25 protein-coding genes are annotated in these 24147 nt (G+C 66.1%); 12 read left to right on the top strand and 13 right to left on the bottom strand.

Annotated elements, in window-relative coordinates; genetic code table 11:
- The first annotated feature begins 102 nt into the window (after nt 1-102).
- Complete coding sequence (locus GGR17_RS05675) at nt 103-2031, top strand: lytic transglycosylase domain-containing protein (RefSeq protein ID WP_054537757.1); 1929 nt, start codon at nt 103-105, stop codon at nt 2029-2031.
- Here the strand turns inward: GGR17_RS05675 and GGR17_RS05670 are convergent.
- Nucleotides 2028-2894, bottom strand: a complete 867-nt coding sequence (locus GGR17_RS05670) for a DMT family transporter (protein ID WP_054537758.1) — start codon at nt 2892-2894, stop codon at nt 2028-2030. The two genes, GGR17_RS05675 and GGR17_RS05670, sit on opposite strands and share 4 nt — an antisense overlap.
- Nucleotides 2891-3568: a tRNA (5-methylaminomethyl-2-thiouridine)(34)-methyltransferase MnmD gene (gene mnmD, locus GGR17_RS05665; RefSeq protein ID WP_054537759.1), complete on the bottom strand. Its 678-nt coding sequence runs from the start codon at nt 3566-3568 to the stop codon at nt 2891-2893. The genes GGR17_RS05670 and mnmD overlap by 4 nt, the downstream gene beginning before the upstream one ends.
- Nucleotides 3569-3621: 53 nt before the next feature.
- On the opposite strand from mnmD, the gene GGR17_RS05660 reads away from it, so the two are divergent.
- Together GGR17_RS05660 and GGR17_RS05655 are read left to right on the top strand one after the other, a co-directional pair.
- Nucleotides 3622-4662: an NAD(P)/FAD-dependent oxidoreductase gene (locus tag GGR17_RS05660; RefSeq protein ID WP_054537760.1), complete on the top strand. Its 1041-nt coding sequence runs from the start codon at nt 3622-3624 to the stop codon at nt 4660-4662.
- A 129-nt stretch (nt 4663-4791) separates the two neighbouring features.
- Nucleotides 4792-5190 carry a VOC family protein gene (locus GGR17_RS05655; protein ID WP_054537761.1) on the top strand — a complete coding sequence of 133 codons (399 nt, stop codon included), beginning with the start codon at nt 4792-4794 and terminating at the stop codon, nt 5188-5190.
- A gap of 36 nt (nt 5191-5226) precedes the next feature.
- Here GGR17_RS05655 and GGR17_RS05650 read toward each other — a convergent pair whose 3' ends face one another.
- The 3 genes from GGR17_RS05650 to GGR17_RS05640 form a co-directional block, all read right to left on the bottom strand.
- Nucleotides 5227-5943, bottom strand: a complete 717-nt coding sequence (locus GGR17_RS05650) for an LrgB family protein (RefSeq protein WP_054537762.1) — start codon at nt 5941-5943, stop codon at nt 5227-5229.
- Nucleotides 5936-6289 (bottom strand): CidA/LrgA family protein, encoded by a 354-nt coding sequence (locus GGR17_RS05645; RefSeq protein WP_054537763.1) that lies wholly within the window; start codon nt 6287-6289, stop codon nt 5936-5938. Before GGR17_RS05645 ends, GGR17_RS05650 begins: the two co-directional genes overlap by 8 nt.
- 124 nt (nt 6290-6413) lie before the next feature.
- Nucleotides 6414-7616, bottom strand: a complete 1203-nt coding sequence (locus GGR17_RS05640; protein ID WP_235974403.1) for a TsoY family (seleno)protein — start codon at nt 7614-7616, stop codon at nt 6414-6416.
- Nucleotides 7617-7782: 166 nt separating this feature from the next.
- Here GGR17_RS05640 and GGR17_RS05635 point away from each other — a divergent pair, with 166 nt between their 5' ends.
- Nucleotides 7783-8085: a hypothetical protein gene (locus GGR17_RS05635; RefSeq protein WP_157445491.1), complete on the top strand. Its 303-nt coding sequence runs from the start codon at nt 7783-7785 to the stop codon at nt 8083-8085.
- Here the strand turns inward: GGR17_RS05635 and GGR17_RS05630 are convergent.
- Complete coding sequence (locus GGR17_RS05630) at nt 8015-8545, bottom strand: GNAT family N-acetyltransferase (protein WP_054537765.1); 531 nt, start codon at nt 8543-8545, stop codon at nt 8015-8017. The genes GGR17_RS05635 and GGR17_RS05630 overlap by 71 nt on opposite strands.
- 240 nt (nt 8546-8785) lie before the next feature.
- Here GGR17_RS05630 and GGR17_RS05625 point away from each other — a divergent pair, with 240 nt between their 5' ends.
- Entirely contained in the window at nt 8786-12241 is a 3456-nt protein-coding gene (locus tag GGR17_RS05625; RefSeq protein ID WP_054537766.1) for a chromosome segregation SMC family protein, read from the top strand.
- Nucleotides 12242-12285: 44 nt separating this feature from the next.
- Here GGR17_RS05625 and GGR17_RS05620 read toward each other — a convergent pair whose 3' ends face one another.
- Together GGR17_RS05620 and GGR17_RS05615 are read right to left on the bottom strand one after the other, a co-directional pair.
- Nucleotides 12286-13461 carry a lytic murein transglycosylase gene (locus tag GGR17_RS05620; protein ID WP_054537767.1) on the bottom strand — a complete coding sequence of 392 codons (1176 nt, stop codon included), beginning with the start codon at nt 13459-13461 and terminating at the stop codon, nt 12286-12288.
- 59 nt (nt 13462-13520) lie between these two features.
- Complete coding sequence (locus GGR17_RS05615) at nt 13521-14510, bottom strand: glutathione S-transferase family protein (RefSeq protein ID WP_054537768.1); 990 nt, start codon at nt 14508-14510, stop codon at nt 13521-13523.
- Between the two features lie 173 nt (nt 14511-14683).
- Here GGR17_RS05615 and GGR17_RS05610 point away from each other — a divergent pair, with 173 nt between their 5' ends.
- Entirely contained in the window at nt 14684-15031 is a 348-nt protein-coding gene (locus tag GGR17_RS05610; protein WP_054537769.1) for a hypothetical protein, read from the top strand.
- A 16-nt stretch (nt 15032-15047) separates the two neighbouring features.
- Here the strand turns inward: GGR17_RS05610 and GGR17_RS05605 are convergent, their stop codons facing one another.
- Nucleotides 15048-16220 (bottom strand): MalY/PatB family protein, encoded by a 1173-nt coding sequence (locus GGR17_RS05605; protein WP_054537770.1) that lies wholly within the window; start codon nt 16218-16220, stop codon nt 15048-15050.
- A 97-nt stretch (nt 16221-16317) separates the two neighbouring features.
- Here GGR17_RS05605 and def (GGR17_RS05600) point away from each other — a divergent pair, with 97 nt between their 5' ends.
- The 4 genes from def (GGR17_RS05600) to GGR17_RS05585 are packed head-to-tail and all read left to right on the top strand — an operon-like array spanning nt 16318 to nt 18512.
- Entirely contained in the window at nt 16318-16839 is a 522-nt protein-coding gene (gene def, locus GGR17_RS05600) for a peptide deformylase (RefSeq protein WP_054537771.1), read from the top strand.
- On the top strand, nt 16836-17336 hold the full coding sequence (gene def, locus GGR17_RS05595; RefSeq protein ID WP_054537772.1) for a peptide deformylase: 501 nt from the start codon (nt 16836-16838) through the stop codon (nt 17334-17336). Before def (GGR17_RS05600) ends, def (GGR17_RS05595) begins: the two co-directional genes overlap by 4 nt.
- Nucleotides 17336-18235: a methionyl-tRNA formyltransferase gene (gene fmt / locus GGR17_RS05590; RefSeq protein WP_054537773.1), complete on the top strand. Its 900-nt coding sequence runs from the start codon at nt 17336-17338 to the stop codon at nt 18233-18235. The genes def (GGR17_RS05595) and fmt overlap by 1 nt, the downstream gene beginning before the upstream one ends.
- A 37-nt stretch (nt 18236-18272) precedes the next feature.
- Complete coding sequence (locus tag GGR17_RS05585) at nt 18273-18512, top strand: GlsB/YeaQ/YmgE family stress response membrane protein (RefSeq protein WP_037211293.1); 240 nt, start codon at nt 18273-18275, stop codon at nt 18510-18512.
- Between the two features lie 28 nt (nt 18513-18540).
- Here GGR17_RS05585 and rnhA read toward each other — a convergent pair whose 3' ends face one another.
- The 4 genes from rnhA to GGR17_RS05565 all read right to left on the bottom strand — a co-directional run bounded on the left by rnhA (nt 18541) and on the right by GGR17_RS05565 (nt 21272).
- Nucleotides 18541-19017 carry a ribonuclease HI gene (rnhA, locus tag GGR17_RS05580; protein WP_054537774.1) on the bottom strand — a complete coding sequence of 159 codons (477 nt, stop codon included), beginning with the start codon at nt 19015-19017 and terminating at the stop codon, nt 18541-18543.
- Complete coding sequence (locus GGR17_RS05575; RefSeq protein WP_054537775.1) at nt 19010-19606, bottom strand: class I SAM-dependent methyltransferase; 597 nt, start codon at nt 19604-19606, stop codon at nt 19010-19012. Before GGR17_RS05575 ends, rnhA begins: the two co-directional genes overlap by 8 nt.
- Before the next feature lie 25 nt (nt 19607-19631).
- Nucleotides 19632-20582 carry a 4-hydroxy-3-methylbut-2-enyl diphosphate reductase gene (gene ispH, locus GGR17_RS05570; protein WP_054537776.1) on the bottom strand — a complete coding sequence of 317 codons (951 nt, stop codon included), beginning with the start codon at nt 20580-20582 and terminating at the stop codon, nt 19632-19634.
- A gap of 117 nt (nt 20583-20699) precedes the next feature.
- Entirely contained in the window at nt 20700-21272 is a 573-nt protein-coding gene (locus GGR17_RS05565; protein WP_037210072.1) for a LabA-like NYN domain-containing protein, read from the bottom strand.
- Nucleotides 21273-21623: 351 nt separating this feature from the next.
- On the opposite strand from GGR17_RS05565, the gene rpoZ reads away from it, so the two are divergent.
- A complete protein-coding gene (rpoZ, locus tag GGR17_RS05560) occupies nt 21624-21977 on the top strand; it encodes a DNA-directed RNA polymerase subunit omega (RefSeq protein WP_037210071.1) in 354 nt (117 codons plus the stop codon).
- A gap of 31 nt (nt 21978-22008) precedes the next feature.
- Entirely contained in the window at nt 22009-24135 is a 2127-nt protein-coding gene (locus GGR17_RS05555; RefSeq protein WP_054537777.1) for a RelA/SpoT family protein, read from the top strand.
- Nucleotides 24136-24147 lie beyond the last annotated feature (12 nt).

The following is a 24147-nucleotide window of genomic DNA, read 5'->3' as shown; positions in this document are numbered from 1 at the left end:
GGCGGACCCTAGCGGCCCTATGGGGGCTTGCCAAGTTTGTGTATTGCAGCCTGATAGGGCGAAGTGAGAGTTTTGGCAAATCATCTGACTTTGCGGGTTCCCATGCGCATCTCCGGCCTTGTTCTGTTTCTTGCCCTGCTTCTGGCATTCCCCGCGATGGCGGGCGATGTGCCGTTGACGCAGGTCATGCGCGATGTGCGCGCCGACAAATGGGATATGGCCCGCGCCCGTGCCCGTGGCGAAGGCCGGGTCGTGCGCGACATCGTGGAGTGGCGCTATCTGCGCGCCGGCGAAGGCGCGTTCGATGACTATCGCGAGTTTCTTGCGCGCAATCCCGACTGGCCGGGGCTGGACCGGATGCGCGCGCGTGGCGAAGGCAAGATCGGGGCGGATGTCGCCCCGGCGGAGGTGCTGGAGTATTTCGCCGAAAATCCGCCGGTGACGGGCCTTGGCGCCGTGCGCCTGGCCCTGGCCTATGCCGCGCTTGGCCGCAGGGGCGACGCCGAGGCGCAGGCCGTGCTGACCTGGCGCAGCCTGCCGCTGTCGGACATGACCCACGCCATCCTTCTGGATGAGTTTGGCCCGCTTCTGGCCCCGCATCATGTGGCCCGGCTGGACGCGATGCTGTGGCGGGGCGATGCCGCTTCGGCCCGGCTGATGTTGCCGCTGGTGCCCGAGGGCTGGCGCACGCTGGCCGTGGCCCGGATGACCCTGCGCAATCAGGGCCCCGGCGTCGACAAGCTGATCGCCGCGGTGCCGGCCGACCTGCAGGATGACGCGGGCCTGGCCTATGAGCGGTTCGGGTGGCGGGTCGCCAAGGGGCGCTATGACGATGCCGCCGTCCTGCTGGATGATCGCAGCACCGCCGCCGACCGGCTTGGCCAGCCCGAGCGCTGGGCCAACTGGCGGCGCATCCTGGCGCGCCGCGCGATGCGCGAGGGCAAGGTCGAACTCGCCTACCGCCTGGCCGCGCGTCACTACCTGACCGAAGGCGCCGATTTCGCCGATCTAGAATGGCTGGCCGGGTTCGTCGCGCTGCGGCTGAAACATCAGCCGGAGCTTGCGCTGACCCATTTCCGGCGTTTCGACGCGGGTGTGGAAACCCCGATCAGCCTTGGCCGCGCCGGCTACTGGCAAGGCCGCGCGCTCGAGGCGCTGGGGCGCCTGCCCGAGGCGCAGGCGGCCTATGCCAGCGGCGGGCAGCACCAGTCCGGCTTTTACGGTCAGCTCGCCGCCGAACGCGCCGGCCTGCCGATGGACCCGGCCCTGACCGGCGGCGAAACCTACCCCGACTGGACGACAGCCCCCTTCGCCGGCTCCTCCGCGCTGAAAGCCGCGCTGTTGTTCGTGCAGGCGGGCGAACGCAACCTGGCGGAGATGTTCATGACCCATATCGCCGAAACCGCCGGGCCCCAGGGCCAGGCGCAGCTTGCGGGTCTTGCCCTGTCGGTGCATGAGCCGCATATCGCCCTGCGTATCGCCAAGGTCGCCGCGGGTCAGGGTACCATCCTGCCGCGCGCCTATTTCCCGCTGACCCGGCTGACCGCCGCGAAGCACCCCGTGCCGGACGAGCTGGTCCTGTCGATCGCCCGGCGCGAAAGCGAGTTCAACGCCAGCGTCGTCAGCGGTGCGGGGGCGCGCGGGTTGATGCAGCTTATGCCGGGCACGGCGCGGTCGGTGGCGCACAAGCTTGAAATCGCCTATTCCAGCGACGCGCTTTTGACCGATCCGGAATATAACGCCCGCCTCGGCGCGGCGTATCTGGCCGAGCTGGTGGAAGAGTTCGGTGACAATTACGTGCTGGTCGCGGCCGGCTACAACGCCGGCCCCAGCCGCGCCCGGGCCTGGATCGCAGAGCGTGGCGATCCGCGGTCGGCCGGAACCGATGTGATCGACTGGATAGAGATGATCCCCTATCGCGAAACCCGCAACTATGTGATGCGGGTGATGGAATCGCTGCCCATCTATCGCGCGCGCCTGTCCGGGCGGGCAGCGGCCCTGCGCCTGTCGGAAGAGCTGCACGCGGATTAGGCGCCGCGCCGGCCATTCCACAGGGTGAACAGCCCCGCGCCGATGACGATGACCGCGCCGATGGCCACGTTCGGCTCCAGCCTTTCGTGAAATACAGACAGTCCGATGGCAGTCGCGAACACCAGTTGCAGATAGGCGAAGGGCTGTACCGCGCTGGCCTCGGCGACCTCATAGCACCGGATCAGCAGGTAATGCCCCAACGCGCCGGTGATGCACAGCAGGCCCATCCAGCCCCAGTCGCCCATACTCATCGGCTGCCAGTGCCACAGGCCGATGCCGGTCATCGCCACGGCGCCGGTCGTGCCGGTCCAGAAGAAACTGGTGGCGGAGGTGTCGGCCCGCGCGGCATAGCGCGTCAGCAGCCCGTAAAGCGCGAACATCAACGCGGCGGCCAGCGGAACAAGTGCGGCGGGGGCGAACACGCGATACCCCGGTTCGAGGATGACAAGCACCCCCACAAAGCCGGTGCCGATCGCCACCCAGCGCGGCCAGCCGACCTTTTCGCCCAGAACAGGCCCCGACAGCGCCGCGACAAGCAGCGGATAGCTGGTGAAAACCGCGTGGCTTTCCACCAGGCCGAGCACCACGAAGGCCGTGACCATCACGCAGATCTCGGCCGCCAGCAGCAACCCGCGAAATATCTGAAGCACCGGCTGGCGCGTGGCAGCCGCCGCCCGCACGCCGCCCGCCTTGCGCGCCGCCACCACGATAACGAATCCGGCGAAGAACCAGTAGCGGATCATCACGATCATCAGCACGTTGTACTGGCCGGCCAGATGGCGCGAGATCCCGTCCTGCAGGGCAAACACGAAGGTCGTGACAACCATCAGCAGGATGCCGAGCCGGGTGTTCTGTTCGGTCATGCGGGCATCCGCCCCACCGTCATGTGACGCTTGCGCCCGAAGCCTGAACGCCGTTCAACCTCAAACCCGGCCGCGCCCAGGGCGCGGCGCACATGGCCCGCCGCGGTATAGGTGGCCAGCGTGCCGCCCGGCGCGGTATTGCGCGCGACAGCGCCCATCAGTTCCGTATCCCAAAGCTCGGGGTTCCTGGCCGGGGAAAATCCGTCAAGAAACCACGCATCGGCCCGCCCGCCCCAGCGCGGCACAGTCTCGCGCGCATCGCCGACAATGATCTCCGCACGCAGGTCACCGGTCTCGAACACCGGCTGCCCGGCGGCCCAGGCGGCCAGAAACGGCCCGGCCACGGCCTTGGCCTCGGGAAAAGCGTCAAGCGCGCGGGATATGTCATCGGGGCACATCGGAAACGCCTCGAAACTGGTGAAACGCAGCGCGCCTTTCTGCCCGCTGTGCCGCCAGGCGATCAGCGCGGCCAGCATGTTCAGCCCGGTGCCGAACCCGAGCTCTGCTATGTGAAAGCCCGGGGCGAAGCGCGCGGGCAGATCGTTGCCCGCCAGAAACACATGGCGCGTCTCCTCCAGCCCGTTCTCGAGCGAGAAATAGGGATCGTCAAAGCGGCGCGACACCGGCGTGCCGCCCTCTTTCCACTCAAGCTCTGCCGGCTGGTCTGTTCGCATGGGATGCCTTAGACGAAGGACGCATGGCGCGAGAATGCGGAAGGGCGCGGGGAATGGCAACGGTTGACGTCACGGTGATGGGGGCAGGCGCGTTCGGCCTGTCGGTGGCCTTCGCCTGCGCCGAAAAAGGCGCCAGGGTGCGGCTGATCGAAAAGCGGCACGTGGGGGCGGGCGCCTCGGGCGGTATCGTCGGCGCGCTGGCCCCGCACACGCCGGAAAACTGGAACGACAAGAAGGCGTTTCAGTTCGACAGCCTGGTGCTGGCCGAAGCCTTCTGGAGGCGGGTACAACAGGCCTCGGGCCTCTCGCCCGGCTATGGCCGCACCGGCCGGCTGCAACCGATCGCCGACGCGCGCGCCATGGATCTGGCGCAGGCGCGGGCGGCGCGGGCGAAGGATCTCTGGCAGGGCCGGGCGTCGTGGCGCGTCACCCCCGCCGCCGCGTTCCCCGACTGGGCGCCGCACAGCCCGACCGGATACCTGATCCACGACACGCTGACCGCCCGCCTGCACCCGGCGCATGCCTGCGCGGCACTGGCCGGGGCGCTGCAGGCTCTGGGCGCAGAGATCACGGATAGCGGCCCCACACAGGGTTTGGTCCTCTGGGCCACGGGTTACGAAGGCCTGCGGGCCCTGTCCGAAGAGCTCGGGCGCCCGGTCGGCAACGGCGTGAAGGGCCAGGCGATCCTGCTGGCCCATGACATGCGGCACCAGCCGCAGCTGTTCGCCGACACGCTTCACTTCGTGCCACACGCCGATGGGACGCTTGCCATCGGCTCCACCTCCGAACGCGAGTTCGACACGGCCGACAGTACGGATGCAAAGCTCGACGATCTTCTAACCCGCGCCATCACCGCCCTGCCGCAGCTCGCAAACGCCCCCATCCTGCAACGCTGGGCCGGCGTCCGGCCCCGCGCCAGAAGCCGGGCCCCGATGCTGGGCCATTACCCCGGCCGCGCCGGTCAGTTCATCGCCAACGGAGGGTTCAAGATCGGCTTCGGAATGGCGCCCAAGGTCGCGCAGGTGATGGCCGACCTGATGCTCGACGGCAAGGACACCGTCCCCGATGCCTTCCGGGTGGCGGCAAGCCTCTGACCCTTTCGCCTTTCCGGAAATATCCCCGCCGGAGGCATGAAACTTTTCTGGCGCCGCGCCGGCGGTTGCACTTCGCCGCCGCCCCGATGCATGCTGAGGCAACCCCTTTGTGAACTGCAGGAAGCCCGCATGGCGCCAACACTTGCATCCCTTGACCATCTGGTGCTGACCGTCACCGACATCGACCATACAGTTGCGTTCTACCAGACCGTTCTGGGGATGGAACGGCTGGAGTTTCACCCGGCCGACGGGTCCACCCGCACCGCGCTGAAATTCGGCGATCAGAAGATCAACCTGCATCCGCATGGCACGGAATATGACCCCAAGGCCGCCAGCCCCACGCCCGGGAGCGCCGATCTGTGTTTCCTGTCCGATACCCCGGTGGCCGAGTGGGTGCTGCATCTGGGCGGCTGGGGTATCGCGGTCGAAGAGGGGCCGGTGCGGCGCACCGGGGCGAGGGGGCCGATCATCTCGATCTATATCCGCGATCCCGACGGCAACCTGATCGAGATCGCGAACCGGGCCTGAGCGTCCGCGCGCGCGCTGGTGCAAACCCTCACCGGCTCAGAACAGCAGGCGCACCACGATGGGCGCCAGAATCGCCGTCAGCATCGCATTCAGCCCCATCCCGATCCCGGCAAAGGCCCCGGCGGTCTCGTTCACCTGAAACGCGCGGGCGGTGCCGATGCCATGCGCGGCCACGCCCACGGCAAAGCCACGCGCGCGCCAGTCGCGAATGCGCAGCAGGTTCAGAAGCGGGGTCACCACGATCGCGCCGATGATGCCCGTGGTGATGACCAGCACGGCGGTCAGCGTGGGCGAGCCGCCGATGCTTTCCGATATCCCCAGCGCCACCGGCGCGGTCGCCGATTTCGGCACGAGCGACAGCAGCACCTCGCCCCGGATCCCCAGCGCCCAGCCCAGCCCCACCGCGCTCAGCATCGCGGTCAGCGATCCGGCCAGCAGCGCCGCCAGCAGCGGCAGCGCGCTTTTGCGGACCCGCGCGAGATTGGCGTGCAGCGGCACCGCCAGCGCCACCGTGGCCGGGCCGAGCATGAAATGCACGAACTGCGCGCCCTCGAAATAGATCGCATAGGGGGTTTGCGTGACCCGCAGCAACACCGCCAGCAGGATCACCGCGATCAGCACCGGGTTGGCAAACGGCCGCCGCCCCGCCGCGCGGAACAGCGTGTCGCCGATGACATAGGCGATCAGCGTCGCGGTCAGCCAGATCAGCGGATCGCGGGCCAGATAGCTCCAGATCTCGGGAAACTCAGGCATCTCCGGCCCCGCTCTTGCGCGCCACCAGCGTAAAGGTCAGCGCGGCCACGGCAATGGCCGCGGTGGTCGAGATCACGAGCACCGCGAAGATCGGCCCGCCCTGGGCGCCCAGCAGATCAAGATGCCCGACCACGCCCACGCCCGCCGGCACGAACAGCAGCGAAAGGTGCGACAGCAGCCCCTGCGCGGTGGTCCGCAGCGGCAGCGCCACACGCGGCGCGGCCGCGAGAAAGCACAGCAGCAGCGCCATGCCGATCACCGGGCCGGGAAGGGGCAGGGCAAAGACACGGCTGATCACCGCGCCGGTCAGTTGGAAGGTCAGCAAAAGGGCAAGGTGCAGGATCACGCGCGGGCTCCGTCTGGTTGCGGGGTGCCGGCGGATCGTAGCGGCGGGCGGCGGGTGATCAAGCGGATAGACAAAAACAGGGGGCGCCCGCCCCCCGTTTCTTGATCTTCCCATCGCGCCCCGGCTATTCGGCCGGCACCGCAACCGTTTTGCGGCCCTGCCCGAAATGACGCCGGTTCAGGTGGAACACCAGCCGGATCATTGACATCTGGAAGGCGATGGCGATGGCGGTGATCAGCCAGTAGCCCGCGCTGAACTTTGCGACCAGCCCGGCGGCGACAAGCCCCTTGTTCAGCCAGAACTGGGTCATCACCGACAGCGCGACGCCGGGGCAGATCAGCGCATAGGCACCCGGGGAATTGTCGGCTCCAAAGACATATTGCTTGAAATACTCCTGACGGCGCAGCACCAGCAGGCCGAGCATCAGAAAGACCACCTGCACCGACATCAGCCGCGTCAGGGTTACAAGCGTTTCCACCGCCACCGCATGGGCATCGAAGGCGACATGCAGCCCATGTTCCTGCCGCAGCAGCAGGATGCCCAGCACGGTCATGATCGGCACCACCACAAGCAGGGTCGGGCCGGATTCCTTCGCGGTGCCGTAATGCAGCATCGAATTGAACCCGGTGATCGCCGCGACCACCGCGTAAAGCACCGAAGCCACGCCAAAGAAGGTGGACCCGATCACAGAGATGCCAATGGTCAGCGGCGTCACGCTCATCGCGGCGGGGGCGGCAAAGCCCACGGCGACCATCGACAGGGCAAAGGCCGGCAGAAGCTGCGCGAAGGAGTTATGCGCCGTCACGTCGAACACGCCGCCCTTGGTCAGCACCCGGCCCAGAAAATCCCCCAGAAACCGGAAGGCCAGCCAGCCGATAGCGGCGAAGGCCACCAGCGCGAAGGGGAACAGGTACTCGATGATGCTCCACAGGCCCGGCATGAAAACCATGCCGGCGATGAAGGCGGCGTTGACGCTCATCGCCATCGCGAGCGGCATGGCCAGAAGCTGTGTCTCGGCATTGGTGCTGACGAGTTGCCTGAAGGCTTCGGTCTGCCGGAAACTGCGGTACCGGGTGATGTTCCAGACCAGCGACCGGAGGTTCAGCACCACGAATACGGTGATGCCGATATAGGCCGCCACGATGCCAAGCTGCATTGGCAGGCCGCCGGCGGCGAAGGCCGCGGCCACATCCTCGAACACCGGCACCGGGCGTGTCGGGTGCGGCACCCAGAACATCAGATACATGAAGAACGTCACCGCCAGGCCGCCCGCCCCGAGCGAGACGAGGAAATACAGGGGTGAATAGCGATCTGCCGGGCGTGTCATCGTCGGGTGCATGGCTGATTCCAATTGAATTCAATATTTGGAATATGATGGGGAATGGCGGCCGGCCTGCGAATGCGTCAATTCGAAGCGGTCCTTTTGCCCTGTTAAGCCCCGGTTAACCCAAATGATCTTCCATGGCGCGAAACGGGCAATGGCGGGGGCTGCGATGCGCAACGGGATCCTGGCGGCGGTGTTGCTGATGGCGGGGTGCAACAGCCCTTCGATTGATCTTTACGGCTTCCCGGCGCGAAAGGTGACGGTCGGCTCCAGCCAATTCAGCGTGTTTACTGATGGGAGAACGGCACAGGCGGTGCGCACCAGCGTGGAATTCGGCCCGGCCGCCGCAGGGGTGATCGCGCGCGGCCACCGTGCCATCGAACTGGCGACGGGCTGTCAGATCATTCCGGGAAGCTTCGGCGGTGATCCGGCCCTGATGCGGGCAAAGCTGTTTTGCCCGAACCCTGTCTGACAAAACTTCCGATGGATTTCCCAAGAAACAGGTTCGACGGGATATCGGGGTAGTCACCGAACGCGTCGCACACGTAAAAGCCCATGGTTCGGTACAGGTTCACCGCCTCGGTCAGCGCGTGCCCGGTTTCCAGGCGCAGGCAGGTCAGGCCGATATCCTCGGCCGCCGCCTCAAGCGCTGACATGAGGGCCCGCGCCAGGCCAAGCCCGCGCGCCTCGGGCGCGACGAACAGCCTTTTGACCTCGCCATAGAACACCTGATCGACAAGCGCGACGCAGCCATGCGCCTGCCCGTTCAGGCGGGCGACCAGGAACTGGGTGTTGGGCATGGCCAGTTCCTCGGCCGAAAAGCTGAAACATTCCTCGGGCGGAAAAACCGCGCGCAACGCGGCTTCGCTTTCGTCGATCAGGCGGCGGCTGTCCGGTGTCAGCGGGCTTTCGGTCCGGATCTTGATGCTCATCCTGAAATGCCCCCAAGGCACTGACTTTAAACTGTTAATTTCTTAACCCGCACACCCCGGACCGGGCCAATGAAAAACTGTCGCGCTGCCGTAACGTAAAGCGAGCCAACAACATGCGTGAGTTTCATCGATATATTGTGGAAAACCGCCGATTGGCGCGCAGATACGGTGGTCTTTGCTTGACTTGCGGGGCCACAACCCAAAGGATTTGAGACTTCTTGGAATCACGGACGCCCGCAGTTGCGCTTTACCCGCCTCAGACTCAACGGCTTCAAAAGCTTTGTTGACCCCACCGATCTCGTGATCGCCGAGGGGCTGACAGGCGTGGTTGGCCCCAACGGCTGCGGCAAGTCCAACCTGCTCGAGGCGCTGCGCTGGGTGATGGGCGAAAACCGCCCGACCGCGATGCGCGGCGGCGGGATGGAGGATGTGATCTTTGCCGGCGCCGCCACGCGGCCCGCGCGCAACTTCGCAGAGGTCAGTCTGACCATCGACAATACCGAGCGGCTGGCGCCCGCCGGGTTCAACGATCACGATGCGCTGGAGATCGTGCGGCGGATCACCCGCGATGCCGGATCGGCCTACAAGGCCAACACCAGGGACGTTCGCGCCCGCGATGTGCAGATGCTGTTCGCCGACGCCTCGACGGGGGCGCATTCCCCGGCGCTGGTGCGGCAGGGGCAGATCGCAGAGCTGATCAACGCCAAGCCCAAGGCGCGGCGGCGCATTCTGGAAGAGGCCGCCGGGATTTCCGGCCTGTACCAGCGCCGACACGAGGCCGAGCTGAAGCTCAAGGGGGCAGAGGCCAACCTTACCCGCGTGGATGACGTGGTCGAACAGCTTGCCGGCCATCTGACGCAGCTCGCCCGGCAGGCCCGGCAGGCCGCCCGCTATCGCGAGATCGGTGAAAGCCTGCGCAGGGCCGAGGGGCTGTTGCTCTATCGTCGCTGGAAAGAGGCCGACGAGGCCCGCGCGGGCACCGAGGCCGAACTGACCGAGCGAACGAAGGCCGCGGCGCAGGCCGAGGCGGCGGTGCGCCAGGCCGCGAAGCTGCGGCAGGAGGCAGATGACAAGCTGCCCGCCCGCCGCGAGGAAGAGGCGATCGCCGCCGCCGTGCTGCAACGTCTGCAGGTGCAGCACGACACGCTGAACGATCAGGAGGCGCGCGCCCGGAAGACCATCGAGACCCTGACCGCCCGCATCGGTCAGCTCACCCGCGACATGGAGCGCGAGGCCGGGCTGAACCGCGATGCCGGTGAGACCATCGGCAAGCTGGAATGGGAACAGGCGCAGCTTGAAAAGCTGAGCGATGGTCATGACGCCGCGCTGGAGACGGCCGCTGCGACGGCGCAAGAGGCGGCGCAGGTTCTGCAAGACCGCGAAACGGCTCTGTCGGCCCTGACGGAGGATGTGGCGCGGCTGGCCGCCCGGCACCATTCGGCGCATCGCCTGATGGAAGATGTCACCCGGACGCTCGCCAAGAACGAGGCCGAGGCCGGGCGCGCCCGTGCGACCGTGGCGCAGGCCGAGGCGGCGCTTGCCCGATCGGCCGAAGAGGTCGCGGCGGCCGAGGCGGCGCAGGCCGAGGCTGTGCGCACCGCCGAAAACGCCGAGGCCACGCTGGTGCAGGCCGATCAGGCCCGCGCCGACACACAGGCGCGCGAGGCAGACGCCCGCGCCGGTCATTCCGAGGCCGAGGGCGAGGCCAGCGCCCTGCGGGCCGAGGTGGCGGCGCTGGCCCGGCTTGTCGATCGCGACACGGCCGAAGGGGGCCAGATCCTTGATCGGTTCCGGGTGGCGCCGGGGTATGAAAAGGCGCTCGGCGCGGCGCTGGGCGATGATCTGCGCATCCCCGAGATCACGCCGGACGCGCCCTCCGGCTGGGTGCTTTTGCCCGGCTACAACGCGTCGCAGCCGTTGCCGGAAGGGGCCACGCCGCTTTCGGCCCATGTGACCGCACCGGGCGTGATGGCCCGCCGCATGGCGCAGATCGGGCTGGTCGATCCGGCGGATGGCGCGCGCCTGCAGCCGCATCTGAAGCCGGGGCAACGGCTGGTCAGCGTCGAGGGTGATCTGTGGCGCTGGGACGGGTTTCGCGCCGGCGCCGAGGATGCGCCCTCCGCCGCCGCGCTGCGCCTGCAGCAGCTCAATCGCCTGGTCGAGCTCAAGCGCGATCTGGAAGAGGCCGCCGCCCGCGCCGCCGGTGCTGCGCAGGCGCATGAGGTTCTGAAAAAGCGGCTGGCCGACCTGACCGAGGCTGACCGTCTGGCGCGCCAGGCCCGCCGCGACGCCGACCGTCTGGTGGCCGATACCGGGCGGGCGTTGTCGCGGGTGGAGGCCGATCGCTCGATCGCCGGAACCAAGCTGGAAAGCGCGCAACTGGCCGTCGCCCGCCACGAGGAAGAGGCGATGGCCGCCCGCGCCCGCCAGAAAGAGGCCGAGGCGGCGGTGGCCGAACTGGGCGATCTGGACAGCGCCCGGGCCGAGGTCGAAGATGTGCGGATGACGGTCGAGGCGGCGCGGATGACGATGCTCGCCAAACGCTCGGCCCATGATGAGCTGCGCCGAGAGGGTGAGGCGCGCACGAAGCGCCGGCAGGAGGTAACGAAGGAGCTGAGCGGCTGGCGCCACCGGCTGGAAACGGCCGGCAAACGCATCAGCGAGCTGGCCGAGCGCAAGGAAAGCTCTGAGGCCGATTTGAAAGGCGCCGCCGCCGCGCCGGAGGAGATCGCCGCCAAACGCGCCGAACTGGCGAGCGCCATCGCCGCGGCGGAGGCCCGGCGTCAGAAGGCCGCCGATGCGCTGGCCGAGGGCGAAACCGCCCTGCGCGAGGCGACGGTGGCCGAGCGCGAGACCGAACGCGCCGCCTCGGAGGCGCGCGAGGCCCGCGCCCGCGCCGAAGCGCGCGCCGATGCCGCCCGCGCCACGGTCAGCCAGGCCGCGCTGCGCATCGAGGAAGAGCAGGACATTACCCCGGACGCGCTGTTGCAAAGCCTGGAGGCCGATCCCGAGCGGATGCCGTCGGCAGAGAGTATCGAGCATGACGTGAACCGCCTGAAGCGCCAGCGCGATGCCTTGGGCGCGGTCAACCTGCGCGCCGAGGAAGATGCGAAAGAGGTGCAGGAGGAACATGACACGCTGGTCAATGAAAAGCGGGATCTGGAAGAGGCGATCAAGGCGCTGCGCAGCGGCATCGCCAGCCTGAACCGCGAAGGGCGTGAACGCCTGCTGACCGCGTTCGAACAGGTGAACAGCAATTTTTCCCTGCTCTTCACGCATCTTTTCGGCGGCGGCGAGGCCAAGCTGGTGCTGGTGGAATCCGACGATCCGCTGGAAGCGGGGCTGGAGATCATGTGCCAGCCGCCGGGCAAGAAGCTGGCCACGCTTTCGCTATTGTCGGGCGGTGAACAGACGCTGACGGCGATGGCGCTGATCTTTGCGGTGTTTCTGGCCAACCCGGCCCCGATCTGCGTGCTGGACGAGGTGGACGCACCGCTGGATGACGCCAACGTCACCCGGTTCTGCGACCTGCTGGACGAGATGGCCCACCGCGCCGACACGCGGTTTCTGGTCATCACCCACCATGCCGTGACGATGAGCCGGATGGACCGTCTGTTCGGCGTCACCATGGCCGAACAGGGGGTCAGCCAACTGGTGTCGGTGGATCTGAAAAAGGCCGAGCAGCTGGTGGCCTGACGCGGGGCGGGCGAGAAAGCCTGTCAGGGCCGACAAGCAGCGGGTCAGAGCCGGTTCAGAAGCGCCGGCGTCGGCCAGGCGTCGGCCGGCAGGCCCAGCCGCGATTGCTCTGCCTGAACCGCGTCGCGCGTCTTGGCGCCCAGGATGCCGTCGATCCCGCCAACATCATGCCCGTGCGCGGTCAGCTTTTGCTGCAGCGCCTTCAACTGCGGGCCGGTCAGCCCCGGCTCGGGCGTGCCTGCGTTGAATACCGGGGCGCCTTCCAGCCGGGTGGCGAAATAGGCGGCGGTGGTGACGTAGACGAAGCTTTTGTTCCATTCGAAATAGATGTCGAAATTCGGATAGGCGAGGAAGGCCGGCCCGTTGCGCCCCATCGGCAACAGCACCGAAGCGGGCAGGTTGCCCGGCCCGAATGTGCCCGTGCGCGGCCGGATGCCCAGCCTTGCCCAGTCGTCCACGCGCATCTTGTGGTTCAGCCCGGTCTTCGCCCAGTCGAGGGTCGGGGGCACAACGATCTCTTGCAACCACGGCTCGCCCGCGCGCCAGCCCAGATCGCGCAGCATGTTCGCCCCCGACATCAGCGCATCGGGCGGCGAGGTCTTCAGGCTGACATGGCCGTCGCCATCGCCATCGACACCGTTTTCCAGGATGTCGCCCGGCAGCATCTGCACCATGCCGATCTCTCCGGCCCAGGCGCCGGTGGTTGTGGCCGGGTCGAACTCGCCCTTTTCGAACAGGGTGAGCGCGGCAAAGATCTGCGGGCGGAACAGTTCGGGGCGGCGGCAATCATGGGCCAGCGTCACCAGCGAATTGAGCGTGTTGAAATCGCCCTGCACCGCGCCGTAATCGGTTTCCAGCGCCCAGAAGGCCAGAAGCACCCCGCGCGAGACCCCGTAGTCACGCTCGATCCTGTCGAAGACCCGCGCCCATTTCTGGGCGTTGCGCTTGCCGTTGTCGATGCGGTTCTGGCTGATCACCCGGCGCGAGAAGGTGATGAAATCAAGCTGAAACACGCCCTGTGCCCGATCGGCGCGCAGGGTTCGGGGATCGTGTCGCACGGGCGCCAGGAAGCGGTCGACGCTGGCGGGGCTGTGGCCCATCGCCACCGCCTCTTTCTTCAGGCCCGACAGAAAGCTGCCGAAACTGCCGCCGCAGGGGGTGGCGGCATGGGCCAGCGGGGCGGACAGAAGGCTGGCCAAGAGTGGCAGGATCAGGCGCATCGGGTTCTCCGGGTTCAGGTCCGGCGAACCTTAGCGATGTCGCGGGGGCTGGCAACCGCTCAGGCGGCTTTCAGCGTTTCGCGGCCATGCGGCGCCGCCCAGTCGAGCACCGGGTTGATCGGAATGATGCGGTTGGGATTTATCATGTCGTGGCTAAAGTGATAATGGCGGACGATATGATCGAAGTGAACAGTGTTCGCAACGCCGGGCCATTGATACAGCTCGCGCGTATAGGCCCAGAGGTTGGGGTAGTCGATCAGGCGCTTGCGGTTGCACTTGAAATGCAGGTGATAGACCGGATCGAACCGCACCAGCGTGGTGAACAGCCGCCAGTCGGCCTCTGTCACGCGGTCGCCCATCAGGTAGCGATGCGTGGAAAGCCGCTGTTCCAGCCAGTCGAGCCCGTCGAACAGGTCGGTGACGGCGCTGTCATAGGCGCTTTGCGTGGTCGCGAAGCCGGATTTGTAAACGCCGTTGTTGATCTTGTCGTAGACGCGGGCGTTCACCGTTTCGATCCCGGCGCGCAGCGGTTCGGGCCAGAAGTCACCTGTGTTGCCGGTCAGCCCGTTGAAGGCGCTGTTGAACATGCGGATGATCTCGGACGATTCGTTGGAGACGATCGTTTCGCGCTGCTTGTCCCAGAGCACCGGCACCGTGACGCGGCCCGACACGTCGGGCACGGCTTTCGTATAGATGTCACGCAGGAAGGGCAGGCCATAGAGCGTATCGCCGGTCGCGCCGGGGAAATCGGCTGCGAAGGTCCAGCCGTCGTTCAGCATGTCGGGGTGGACGACGGAAACGCTGATATGATCCTGCAAGTCCTTCAGGGCCCGGAAAATCAGGGTGCGGTGGGCCCAGGGGCAGGCATAGGAAACATAAAGATGGTAGCGCCCGCTTTCGGCGGGAAACCCGCCCGTGCCGCTCGGCCCCGCGCTGCCGTCGGGGGTGATCCAGTTGCGGAACCCCGCCGTCGTGCGCTCGAACCTGCCGCCGCTTTTCCTGGTGTCGTACCAGGCGGGGTTCCAAGTGCCGTTTTCCAGATATCCCATCACGCTCTCCTTTTCGGGGATTGACCTAGGTTTGTGCAGACCTTGGGTAAACCCGGCAAAAATGCGCTAATCCCCTGCATGAACGCACGTTGGTGAAAAACCGGAAACCGCAAAAGGGTTTGCTTGACGAAATGAGGCTTTTTGACGACCCTCGACGCGGAAGGGATGCTGCCATGTCCGAGTTTCTGCCGAGTGAGGTCCGCGAGGGTCTGGAAAAGGCGCGCAAGGCCGCGCTGAGAAAGAAGAACCGCCTGCGGGTGCGTGCCGGTGGCGAGAGCTATCCGGTGCTGCGATTCTGGTCGCGCGGCTTCGCGCTCGATGCCGATGTCGCGCCGCATCTGCGCGGGCTGGTCGATGTCTATGATGGCACGCGGCACCTCTATCAGGCGCTGATCGTAGCATCGTCGCAGGAAGAGGGCGAGTTGCTGTTCGAGTTCAAGCGAAACACCCCCGCCGTCGACAAGGCGCCGCTGGATTTTGTGCGCGACCCGGATGCGCCGGTGGCTTATCTGACGCGCTGAACGGCGTTCACACCGCTTATTGCAGGTCCCCGAAGGCCTTTTCCAGCCGCGCCACCGCGTCGTGAATGCGGGTGCGCGGCATGCCCAGGTTGAAGCGCAGGAAGGCCTCTCCACCCGTGCCGAAGGTTGTGCCCAGATTGGCGGCGATTTTCGCGTCTTGCTCCACCCGGCGGGTGAACTCTTCGGGCGCCATGCCGGTGCCGGAGAAATCGACCCAGGCCAGATAGGTCGCCTCCAGCGCCATCGCCGACAGGCCGGGAATGGCATTCACGCCCGCGTTGAAAACCCGCTGATTCTCGGCCAGATAGGCGGTCAGCGCGTCCACCCATTCGGCGCCTTCGGGGCTGTAGGCCGCCGTCGTCATCTGAATGCCGAACATGTTGGGGGAAATCCCCAGCGCGGCCATGGTATCGGCGAAGCGGGCGCGCAGATCCGCATCCTCGATGATGACATTGCCGGTGTGGCTTCCGGCGATGTTGAAGGTCTTGGATGGCGCGGTCAGCATCACCAGCCGGTCTTTCACCGACATGTCCACCAGCGCCATCGGGATGTGTTTCGCGCCCGCGAGCACCAGATCGTGGTGGATTTCGTCGGACAGGATGATCAGATCGTGTCGCTTGGCGAAATCGGCAACCCCCTGAAGCTCATCCCGAGTCCAGACCCGCCCGCCGGGGTTGTGTGGCGAACACAGGATAACGACCTTTTCCGCCCCGGTCATCTGTGCGTCATAGGCGCTGAAATCCATTTCATACCGGCCGCCCTCGACGGCCAGCGGGCATTCCACAACCTCGCGCCCCGCCGCGGCGATGACCCGCGCGAAGGCGTGATAGACCGGGGTGAACAGCACCACCCCGTCGCCGGGTGCGGTAAAGGCGTTCAGGCACAGGGCAACGCCGTTGACGAGGCCATGCGTGGCGAAAATCCATGACGGATCGACCGCCCAGCCGTGGCGGTTTTCCATCCACCAGCAGATCGCATCGCGATAGGGCGCATCGACGCCGAGATAACCATAGACGCCATCATCGGCCAGCGCGCGGACCGCATCGGAAATGCACTGGGGCGAGCGGAAATCCATATCGGCGACCCACATCGCCAGCCCGTCATCGGCGGAGACACCGAAGATCTGCTCCATCTTGTCCCACTTGGCGCAAAGGGTGCCGCGGCGATCGATGATCTCGTCGAAATTCATGCCTGTCTCCTTTTTCGATCAAGCTAGCCGACGCTTGCGCGGGTGCAAGCCCTAACGGACGTTGCGAAATGCCGCGCCTTGGCCTACATCCCTGCGCATGACAATTCGACCGATCCTCATCCATCCCGACCCGCGCCTGAAAACGGTGGCGGAGCCTGTCGGCGAGATCACCGCAGAGCTGCGCGCGCTGGCCGACGACATGCTGGAAACCATGTATGATGCGCCGGGCATCGGCCTTGCCGCGCCGCAGATCGGCGTGCTCAAGCGGCTGCTGGTGATGGATTGCATCAAGGAAGAAGGCGCCGCGCCGCGCCCCATGGCCCTGTTCAACCCGGAAATCATCTGGGCGTCGGACGACATGAACACCTATGAGGAAGGCTGCCTGTCGATCCCCGAGCAATATGCCGAGGTCGACCGCCCCGCCGAGGTGCAGGTGCGCTGGATCGACCCGAGCGGCGCACAGCACGAAGAGCATTTCAAGGGCCTGTGGGCGACCTGCGTGCAGCATGAAATCGACCATCTGAACGGCAAGCTGTTCATCGACTATCTCAAGCCGATGAAGCGTCAGATGATCACCCGAAAGATGGTCAAGCTGAAGCGGGAACGGGCGCGGGCGTGACGGTCCGGCCTTTCGTCCCCTGGCCCGACAAGCGGCTGAAAACCCCCGCCGCCCCGGTGGCCGGGATCACCGACGAGATTCGCGCGATCTGGAACGATATGGTGGAGACCATGGATGCGATGCCCGGTTATGGGCTGGGCGCGCCGCAGATCGGGGTGATGCTGCGGCTCGCGGTTGTCGATTGCTCTCAGGAACGGGGCCGGGCGGTGCGGCTGGCCAACCCAGAAATCCTGCATGCCTCGGCCCAGCCGCGCGCGCATGAAGAGGCGAGCCCCAATCTGCCCGGCGTTTCCGCCGTCGTCACCCGTCCGCGCGCGGTGACGGTTCGGTTCCTGAACGTCGAGGGCGTGATCGAGGAACGGGATTTCGTCAATCTTTGGGCCACGTCGGTGCAGCACCAGATCGATCACCTGGATGGCCGGATGTATTTCGACCGCCTGTCGCGGATCAAACGCGAGCGTTTGCTGAAGCGGTTCGCCAAGATGGGAAAACGCTGATGCGCGTGGTCTTCATGGGAACGCCCGAGTTCTCGGTGCCGGTGCTCGAGGCGCTGGTGGCCGCCGGGCATGATATCGCCTGCGTCTACTGCCAGCCGCCCCGCCCCGCCGGACGCGGCAAGAAAGAGCGCCCCAGCCCGGTGCAGGCCAAAGCCCGGGAGCTGGGTCTGCCGGTGCGCCACCCCAGGACGCTGCGCAACGACGACGCGCAGGCGGAGTTCGCCGCGCTGAATGCCGAGGTGGCGGTGGTGGTGGCCTATGGTCTGATCCTGCCGCAGCCGGTGCTGGATGCGCCGGAGCATGGTTGCCTCAACATCCATGCCTCGCTCCTGCCGCGCTGGCGCGGCGCGGCGCCGATTCACCGGGCGATCATGGCGGGCGACGCGGAAACGGGCATCTGCGTCATGCAGATGGAAGCGGGGCTCGATACCGGCCCGGTGCTGCTGCGCGAGGCCACGCCGATCGGGGCCGGGGAAACCACCGCGCAATTGCACGACAGGCTGTCGGCGATGGGCGCGCGGCTGATTGTCGAGGCGCTCCGGCGCCTGCCCGAACTGGTGCCCCAGCCGCAGCCCGAGGCGGGCGTGACCTATGCGTCGAAGATCGACAAGGCCGAGGCGCGGGTGGATTGGGCCCGGCCCGCCGTCGAGGTCGACCGGCAGATCCGGGGCCTGTCGCCCTTTCCCGGCGCCTGGTGCGAGATCGGCGGCGAGCGGGTCAAGCTCCTGCGCTCACGGGTTGCGCCGGGTGACGGCACGCCAGGGCAGGTTCTGGGCGGGCTGACCATCGCCTGCGGGACAGGCGCGGTCGAGGTGCTGCAGGCGCAGCGGCCGGGCAGGCGGGCGATGGACGCGGATGAATTCCTGCGCGGAATTGATCTGCCCGACCGGCTGAACTGACCTTTCCAAATCCCGGCGGCACAGGCATAGTCGCGCCATGAATGTGCTGTTCCTGATCATCATCGGCGCCGCCGCCGGTTTCATCGCCACCCGGGCGATGAAGGTCGAGACAGATGTCATCACCACAATCGTGATCGGCATCGCCGGCGCGCTGATCGGCGGGCTGGTGCTGCGCTTCATCCTGATGCTGACAGGCCTCGCCGCGGGCTTCGTCGGCGCCATACTCGGCGCGCTGCTGCTGATCTGGCTCTACCAGACCTATATCCGCAAACCCTGACCTGCCCCGTTCTTCTCGGCAAAAATACTCAAATCCGAAGCTGGCCGCCCGTCTGCCGCTTGAAAGGCGCCATGCCGGCGCGGGCCAGCGCGTCGGCGCGCTCGTTCTCGGGGTGGCCGGCGTGGCCCTTCACCCATTCCCAGGTCACATCATGCTGTTCGCGCGCCGCGTCCAGCCTTTGCCACAGTTCGGCATTCTTCACCGGTTTCCGGCCCGCGGTTTTCCAGCCGTTCCGCTTCCAGCCGTGGATCCAGCTCGTGACCCCGTTCTTCACATAGGCGCTATCGGTCACGATGGTGATCGCGGTGCCGCGCGTCAGGCTTTCCAGCGCGTTGATCGCGGCCAGAAGCTCCATCCGGTTGTTCGTGGTCTGCGCCTCGCCGCCCGACAGCTCGCGCTCTTTCACGACGCGGCCCCCCTCTTTCGCCTGAAGCAGCGCGCCCCAGCCGCCGGGTCCGGGGTTTCCGCTGCAGGCGCCGTCGGTATAGGCAAAATACTCAGGCATGGGCCCTCATGTAGATGGCGGAGGCGCGGGTACCGTCGAAGCCCTTGATGGCCTCGGTCTGCTCTCCGGTCAGGGTAAAGCCGGCGCGGCGCAGATGCGTCCGCAGCTCGTCGGCGGTGAAATAGCTGTAGAACCGGTCAAGCCGGTCACGGCCCTCTCCGGTGCCGAGCTTCATCGCGAGGAAAAGCTGCCCGCCGGGCCGCAGGGCACGGTGCAGCGCCGCGAGGTGGGCAGGGAAATCGGCACGCGGGGCGTGCAGCAGGCTGAAATGGGCCCAGATGCCATCATAGGCCGCAACTTGCGTCACCGCGTCGAATGTCGCCACGGTGACAGACAGCCCGTAACGTGCCTGCGCGACCTCGGCCATGGCCGGCGCGGCGTCGAGCGCGGCAACCGTCAGGCCCGCGTCGCGCATCGCGGCTGCGGCCCAGCCCGGCCCGCAGCCAAGGTCGAGCGCGCTGCCGCCTGCGGGAAGCGCCGCGATGAACGCGTCCAGCCGCGCGCGCGTGTCCGGCGTCAGCGCGATGTCGGCGTAATCCGCCGCGCGCTGGTCGTAGACCGCCACTGTCGTCTGGTCGGCGCCGCTCATGCTGCCCTGGCTCCCGCCTGCCGCATCAGGCCGGTTCCCGCAGCACGCGGGGCACCTTGAATTCGACATTCTCCTGCGCGGTTTCGACCACCTGCAGCGTCACATCGAACCGGTCGTGAAAGGCGTCGATCACTTCCTCGATCAGCACTTCGGGCGCGGACGCGCCCGCGGTCAGCCCCAGCGCGGTGATCCCGTCCAGCGCGCGCCAGTCGATCTCGCCCGCGCGCTGCACCAGCTGCGAATAGGCGCAGCCGGCCGAGCGCGCGACCTCGACCAGACGGCGCGAATTCGAGGAGTTCGGCGCACCGATCACCAGCATCGCATCCACCTTCGGCGCAATCGCCTTCACCGCCTCCTGCCGGTTGGTGGTGGCATAGCAGATGTCTTCCTTATGGGGTCCGATGATGGCCGGGAACCGCGCCCGCAACGCCGCGACGATGCCCGCCGTGTCATCGACCGAGAGGGTTGTCTGGGTGATGAAGGCGAGCTTTTGCGGGTCGCGCACCCGCAGCCCGGCGACGTCATCGGCGGTTTCCACCAGCAGCACCTCGCCCTCGGGCAGCTGGCCCATGGTGCCCACGGTTTCGGGATGCCCGGCGTGGCCGATCATCACCATCTGAAGCCCGGCGGCATGGTGCCGCTCGGCCTCGATATGCACCTTGCTGACCAGCGGGCAGGTGGCATCGACATAGATCATGTGCCGCCGCGCGGCCTCTGCCGGGATCGCCTTGGGCACGCCATGGGCCGAGAAGATCACCGGCCGGTCGTCGGGGCATTCCTCCAGCTCTTCGACAAACACTGCGCCCTTGGCGCGCAGCCCGTCGACCACGTATTTGTTATGGACGATCTCGTGTCGCACAAACACCGGCGCGCCCCATTTGCGCAGCGCCAGTTCGACGATCTTGATGGCGCGGTCCACGCCGGCGCAGAACCCGCGCGGGGCGGCGAGGAAAAGGGTCAGCGGGGGCTTGGGCATCGGCGCTCTCCTGTCGCGGCAAGACCTAGGGCGAAGCGATGCAAAGGTCCAGCCCCCGGGGCTGGTGGTGCCAGGGGGCCGCAACGGAAAACCGGGGCGCGGGGCCCCGGTTTCTGTTTACTCTTCGGCGGCCATCTCGACCGGGGCATCGGCCCGCGGTTCGCGTGGCGGGCGCCCGATCACATCGCGCAGCTCGTCCAGCTCGATGAAATTGTCGGCCTGGCGGCGAAGCTCGTCGGCGATCATCGGCGGCTGCGAGCGAATCGTCGATACGACCGACACCCGGACCCCCTTGCGCTGCAGGCTCTCGACCAGCGGGCGGAAATCGCCGTCGCCGGAGAACAGCACGATGTGATCGACATGCGGCGCCAGCTCCATGGCGTCGACCGTCAGCTCGATGTCCATGTTGCCCTTGATCTTCCGCCGGCCCTGGCTGTCGGTATATTCTTTGGCCGGTTTGGTGACCATGGAAAAGCCATTGTAATGCAGCCAGTCCACAAGTGGTCGGATCGGGGAATATTCGTCATTTTCCAGCAATGCGGTATAATAAAACGCACGCAGGAGCTTGCCACGGCGCATGAACTCCTGCCGCAGAAGCTTGTAGTCGATATCAAACCCGAGCGCCTTCGCAGCCGCATAAAGGTTTGATCCGTCAATGAACAGCGCGAGCCGTTCGTCTCTGTAAAACATATACTGTCCTTCCGGTAGATGTCCCGCAGCGTGTGAGTGAGTGGTGGGAAATGCGAGAGACTGGCACAAAAAATGCTCGGAACGTCGAGGGGAGTTAGGGTATTCGGGCCGCTGCGGCAACCCTTGGCCCGTCATCAAACTGATACATTGTCCAAAAGGCCAGTCTGGAATTCCGATTTCGGCGATTCCCGGCCTATTCACCAGATGTCAGCGGCGCTACGACGCGCCCGGGGCGGCTTGCGACACTGCAAGGCCGGATAACATAGCGCTGACAAGGCAATCTGCTCTTGTCAAGCGTTTTGCGAGTCAATAGATAAGGCACTCCACTTTCCAGATGGATTGGAGTATCCCATGGCCCGCGTGACGGTCGAAGATTGCGTTGACAAGGTTCCGAACCGGTTTGAGCTGGTGATGCTTGCTGCCCACCGGGCGCGAGAGATCACGTCTGGCAGCGCCCTGACCGTGGACCGGGACAACGACAAGAACCCGGTGGTCGCCCTGCGCGAGATCGCCGAAGAAACCCAGTCTGCCGACGCTCTGCGTGAACGCATGATCGAAAGCAACCAGACCCAGATCGAAGTGGACGAACCCGAAGAGGATTCGATGGCACTTTTGATGGGTGGCGAGGCTGACAAACCCGCCGATGACGATATGTCTGAAGAAAAGCTGCTGCGCGCATTGATGGACGCGCAGGGCCAAAGGTAAGGGCGAACCGCCCTCATAGGATGCGGACCGGATGCCGAGGATCGATGTCGAAGACCTGATCGCTCTGGTCCGCAACTACAATCCCAAAACCAACGAAGCGCGGCTGCGCCTTGCCTATGACTATGGCGAGCGCATGCACGAAGGGCAGACCCGCCAGTCGGGCGACCCCTATTTCACCCATCCCGTCGCCGTGGCCGCCATCCTGACAGAGATGCATCTGGATGATGCGACGATCATCACCGCGCTGCTGCACGATACGATCGAAGACACCAAATCCACCTATGGCGAGATCGCGACGCTGTTCGGCGAAGAGGTGGCGGAGCTTGTGGATGGGGTCACCAAGCTGACCAACCTGCAACTGTCTTCGTCCGAGACCAAGCAGGCCGAAAACTTTCGCAAGCTGTTCATGGCGATGTCCAAGGATCTGCGGGTGATCCTCGTCAAGCTGGCCGACCGTTTGCACAACATGCGCACGATCAAATACCAGCGCCCCGAAAAGCAGGCCCAGAAAGCGCGCGAGACGATGGATATCTATGCGCCGCTGGCCGGCCGCATGGGCATGCAGTGGATGCGCGAAGAGCTGGAGGATCTGGCCTTTCGGGTGCTCAACCCCGAGGGGCGCAATTCCATCATCCGCCGGTTCATCACGCTGCAGCGCGAAACCGGCGATGTGGTGCATCAGATCACGCTGGATATCCGTACCGAGCTGGAAAAGGCCGGGATCGAGGCGGATGTCTTTGGCCGCGCGAAAAAGCCCTATGCGATCTGGCGCAAGATGCAGGAAAAGAACCAGGGCTTTTCCCGTCTGTCCGATATCTACGGCTTCCGCATCATCACCGACAGCGAGGCGGATTGTTACCGCGTGCTGGGGGCGATGCACCGCCGCTGGCGCTCGGTTCCGGGGCGGTTCAAGGATTACATCAGCCAGCCGAAATCGAACGGCTATCGTTCGATCCACACCACGGTTTCGGGGCGTGACGGCAAGCGGGTGGAAATCCAGATCCGCACGCGCCAGATGCACGAGGTGGCCGAGGCCGGCGTTGCGGCGCACTGGTCATACCGCGACGGCGTGCGCGCCGAGAACCCGTTTGCCGTCGATCCGGCCAAATGGCTGGCGGCGCTGACCGAACGGTTCGGCAATGCCGAGGATCACGATGAGTTCCTCGAGAACGTCAAGCTCGAGATGTATTCCGACCAGGTGTTCTGCTTCACGCCCAAGGGCGATGTGGTGAAGCTGCCCAAGGGGGCGACGCCGCTGGATTATGCCTATGCGATCCACACAAGGATCGGCGACAGTTGCGTGGGCGCCAAGGTCGACAACATCCGGGTGCCGCTCTGGACCCGGCTGAAGAACGGCCAGTCGATAGAGATCATCACCGCCGAAGGCCAGCGCCCGCAGGCCACATGGATCGACATCGTGGTGACGGGCCGCGCCAAGGCCGCGATCCGCAAGTCGCTGCGCGAGGAAGACCGCGAGCGCTTCATCAAGCTGGGGCGCGAACTGGCGCGGGTCGCGTTCGAGCATATCGGCAAGAAATCCACCGACAAGGCGCTGAAGACCGCCGCCAAGACGCTGGGGCTGGACGGGCCGAAAGAGGTGCTGGCACGGCTCGGCTCCGCCGAGTTGCGCGCGCAGGAGGTGGCCAAGGCGCTCTACCCCGAGCTGGCCGCTGTTACCGGTGACGAGGTGGACGCCTCTCGCGCCGTCGTCGGCCTGTCGGCGGATCAGAGCTTCAGCCGCGCGCAATGCTGCCAGCCCGTGCCGGGCGAACGGATCGTCGGCATCACCTATCGCGGCCGCGGTGTTATGGTGCATGCCATCGACTGCCCCGCCCTGGCCGAGCTGGAGGAAGAGCCCGAGCGCTGGATCGACCTGCACTGGCATTCGGGCAAGCATTCTGCCGCGCATACGGTGACGATGAATGTCACGATCCGCAACGACGCCGGCGTTCTGGGCCGGATCTGCACGCTGATCGGCGAGCAGAAGGCCAATATCTCGGATCTGCACTTTGCCGACCGCAAGCCCGATTTCTATCGCCTGCTGATCGACGTCGATCTGCGCGATGTCGAGCATCTGCACACCGTCATGACCGCGATGGAAGCCGAGAGCGACGTGGCCGCCATTGAGCGATATACCGATCCCGACCGCAAACCCTGAACCGCCGGAAGG

Source organism: Actibacterium naphthalenivorans (genome assembly GCF_014196965.1).
In the GTDB taxonomy this organism is placed as follows: domain Bacteria; phylum Pseudomonadota; class Alphaproteobacteria; order Rhodobacterales; family Rhodobacteraceae; genus Actibacterium_A; species Actibacterium_A naphthalenivorans.
The sequence above is the reverse complement of the archived record's forward strand: the minus strand, read 5'-3'. Positions and strand labels throughout refer to the sequence as shown.

Bases quoted from the DNA above. Each gene is read 5' to 3' on its own strand.
- GGR17_RS05675 (WP_054537757.1), top strand. From the start codon at position 103: ATGCGCATCTCCGGCCTTGTTCTGTTTCTTGCCCTGCTTCTGGCATTC.
- GGR17_RS05670 (WP_054537758.1), bottom strand. From the start codon at position 2,894: ATGACCGAACAGAACACCCGGCTCGGCATCCTGCTGATGGTTGTCACG.
- mnmD (WP_054537759.1), bottom strand. From the start codon at position 3,568: ATGCGAACAGACCAGCCGGCAGAGCTTGAGTGGAAAGAGGGCGGCACG.
- GGR17_RS05660 (WP_054537760.1), top strand. From the start codon at position 3,622: ATGGCAACGGTTGACGTCACGGTGATGGGGGCAGGCGCGTTCGGCCTG.
- GGR17_RS05655 (WP_054537761.1), top strand. From the start codon at position 4,792: ATGGCGCCAACACTTGCATCCCTTGACCATCTGGTGCTGACCGTCACC.
- GGR17_RS05650 (WP_054537762.1), bottom strand. From the start codon at position 5,943: ATGCCTGAGTTTCCCGAGATCTGGAGCTATCTGGCCCGCGATCCGCTG.
- GGR17_RS05640 (WP_235974403.1), bottom strand. From the start codon at position 7,616: ATGACACGCCCGGCAGATCGCTATTCACCCCTGTATTTCCTCGTCTCG.
- GGR17_RS05635 (WP_157445491.1), top strand. From the start codon at position 7,783: ATGCGCAACGGGATCCTGGCGGCGGTGTTGCTGATGGCGGGGTGCAAC.
- GGR17_RS05630 (WP_054537765.1), bottom strand. From the start codon at position 8,545: ATGAGCATCAAGATCCGGACCGAAAGCCCGCTGACACCGGACAGCCGC.
- GGR17_RS05620 (WP_054537767.1), bottom strand. From the start codon at position 13,461: ATGCGCCTGATCCTGCCACTCTTGGCCAGCCTTCTGTCCGCCCCGCTG.
- GGR17_RS05615 (WP_054537768.1), bottom strand. From the start codon at position 14,510: ATGGGATATCTGGAAAACGGCACTTGGAACCCCGCCTGGTACGACACC.
- GGR17_RS05610 (WP_054537769.1), top strand. From the start codon at position 14,684: ATGTCCGAGTTTCTGCCGAGTGAGGTCCGCGAGGGTCTGGAAAAGGCG.
- GGR17_RS05605 (WP_054537770.1), bottom strand. From the start codon at position 16,220: ATGAATTTCGACGAGATCATCGATCGCCGCGGCACCCTTTGCGCCAAG.
- def (WP_054537771.1), top strand. From the start codon at position 16,318: ATGACAATTCGACCGATCCTCATCCATCCCGACCCGCGCCTGAAAACG.
- fmt (WP_054537773.1), top strand. From the start codon at position 17,336: ATGCGCGTGGTCTTCATGGGAACGCCCGAGTTCTCGGTGCCGGTGCTC.
- GGR17_RS05585 (WP_037211293.1), top strand. From the start codon at position 18,273: ATGAATGTGCTGTTCCTGATCATCATCGGCGCCGCCGCCGGTTTCATC.
- rnhA (WP_054537774.1), bottom strand. From the start codon at position 19,017: ATGCCTGAGTATTTTGCCTATACCGACGGCGCCTGCAGCGGAAACCCC.
- GGR17_RS05575 (WP_054537775.1), bottom strand. From the start codon at position 19,606: ATGAGCGGCGCCGACCAGACGACAGTGGCGGTCTACGACCAGCGCGCG.
- ispH (WP_054537776.1), bottom strand. From the start codon at position 20,582: ATGCCCAAGCCCCCGCTGACCCTTTTCCTCGCCGCCCCGCGCGGGTTC.
- GGR17_RS05565 (WP_037210072.1), bottom strand. From the start codon at position 21,272: ATGTTTTACAGAGACGAACGGCTCGCGCTGTTCATTGACGGATCAAAC.
- rpoZ (WP_037210071.1), top strand. From the start codon at position 21,624: ATGGCCCGCGTGACGGTCGAAGATTGCGTTGACAAGGTTCCGAACCGG.
- GGR17_RS05555 (WP_054537777.1), top strand. From the start codon at position 22,009: ATGCCGAGGATCGATGTCGAAGACCTGATCGCTCTGGTCCGCAACTAC.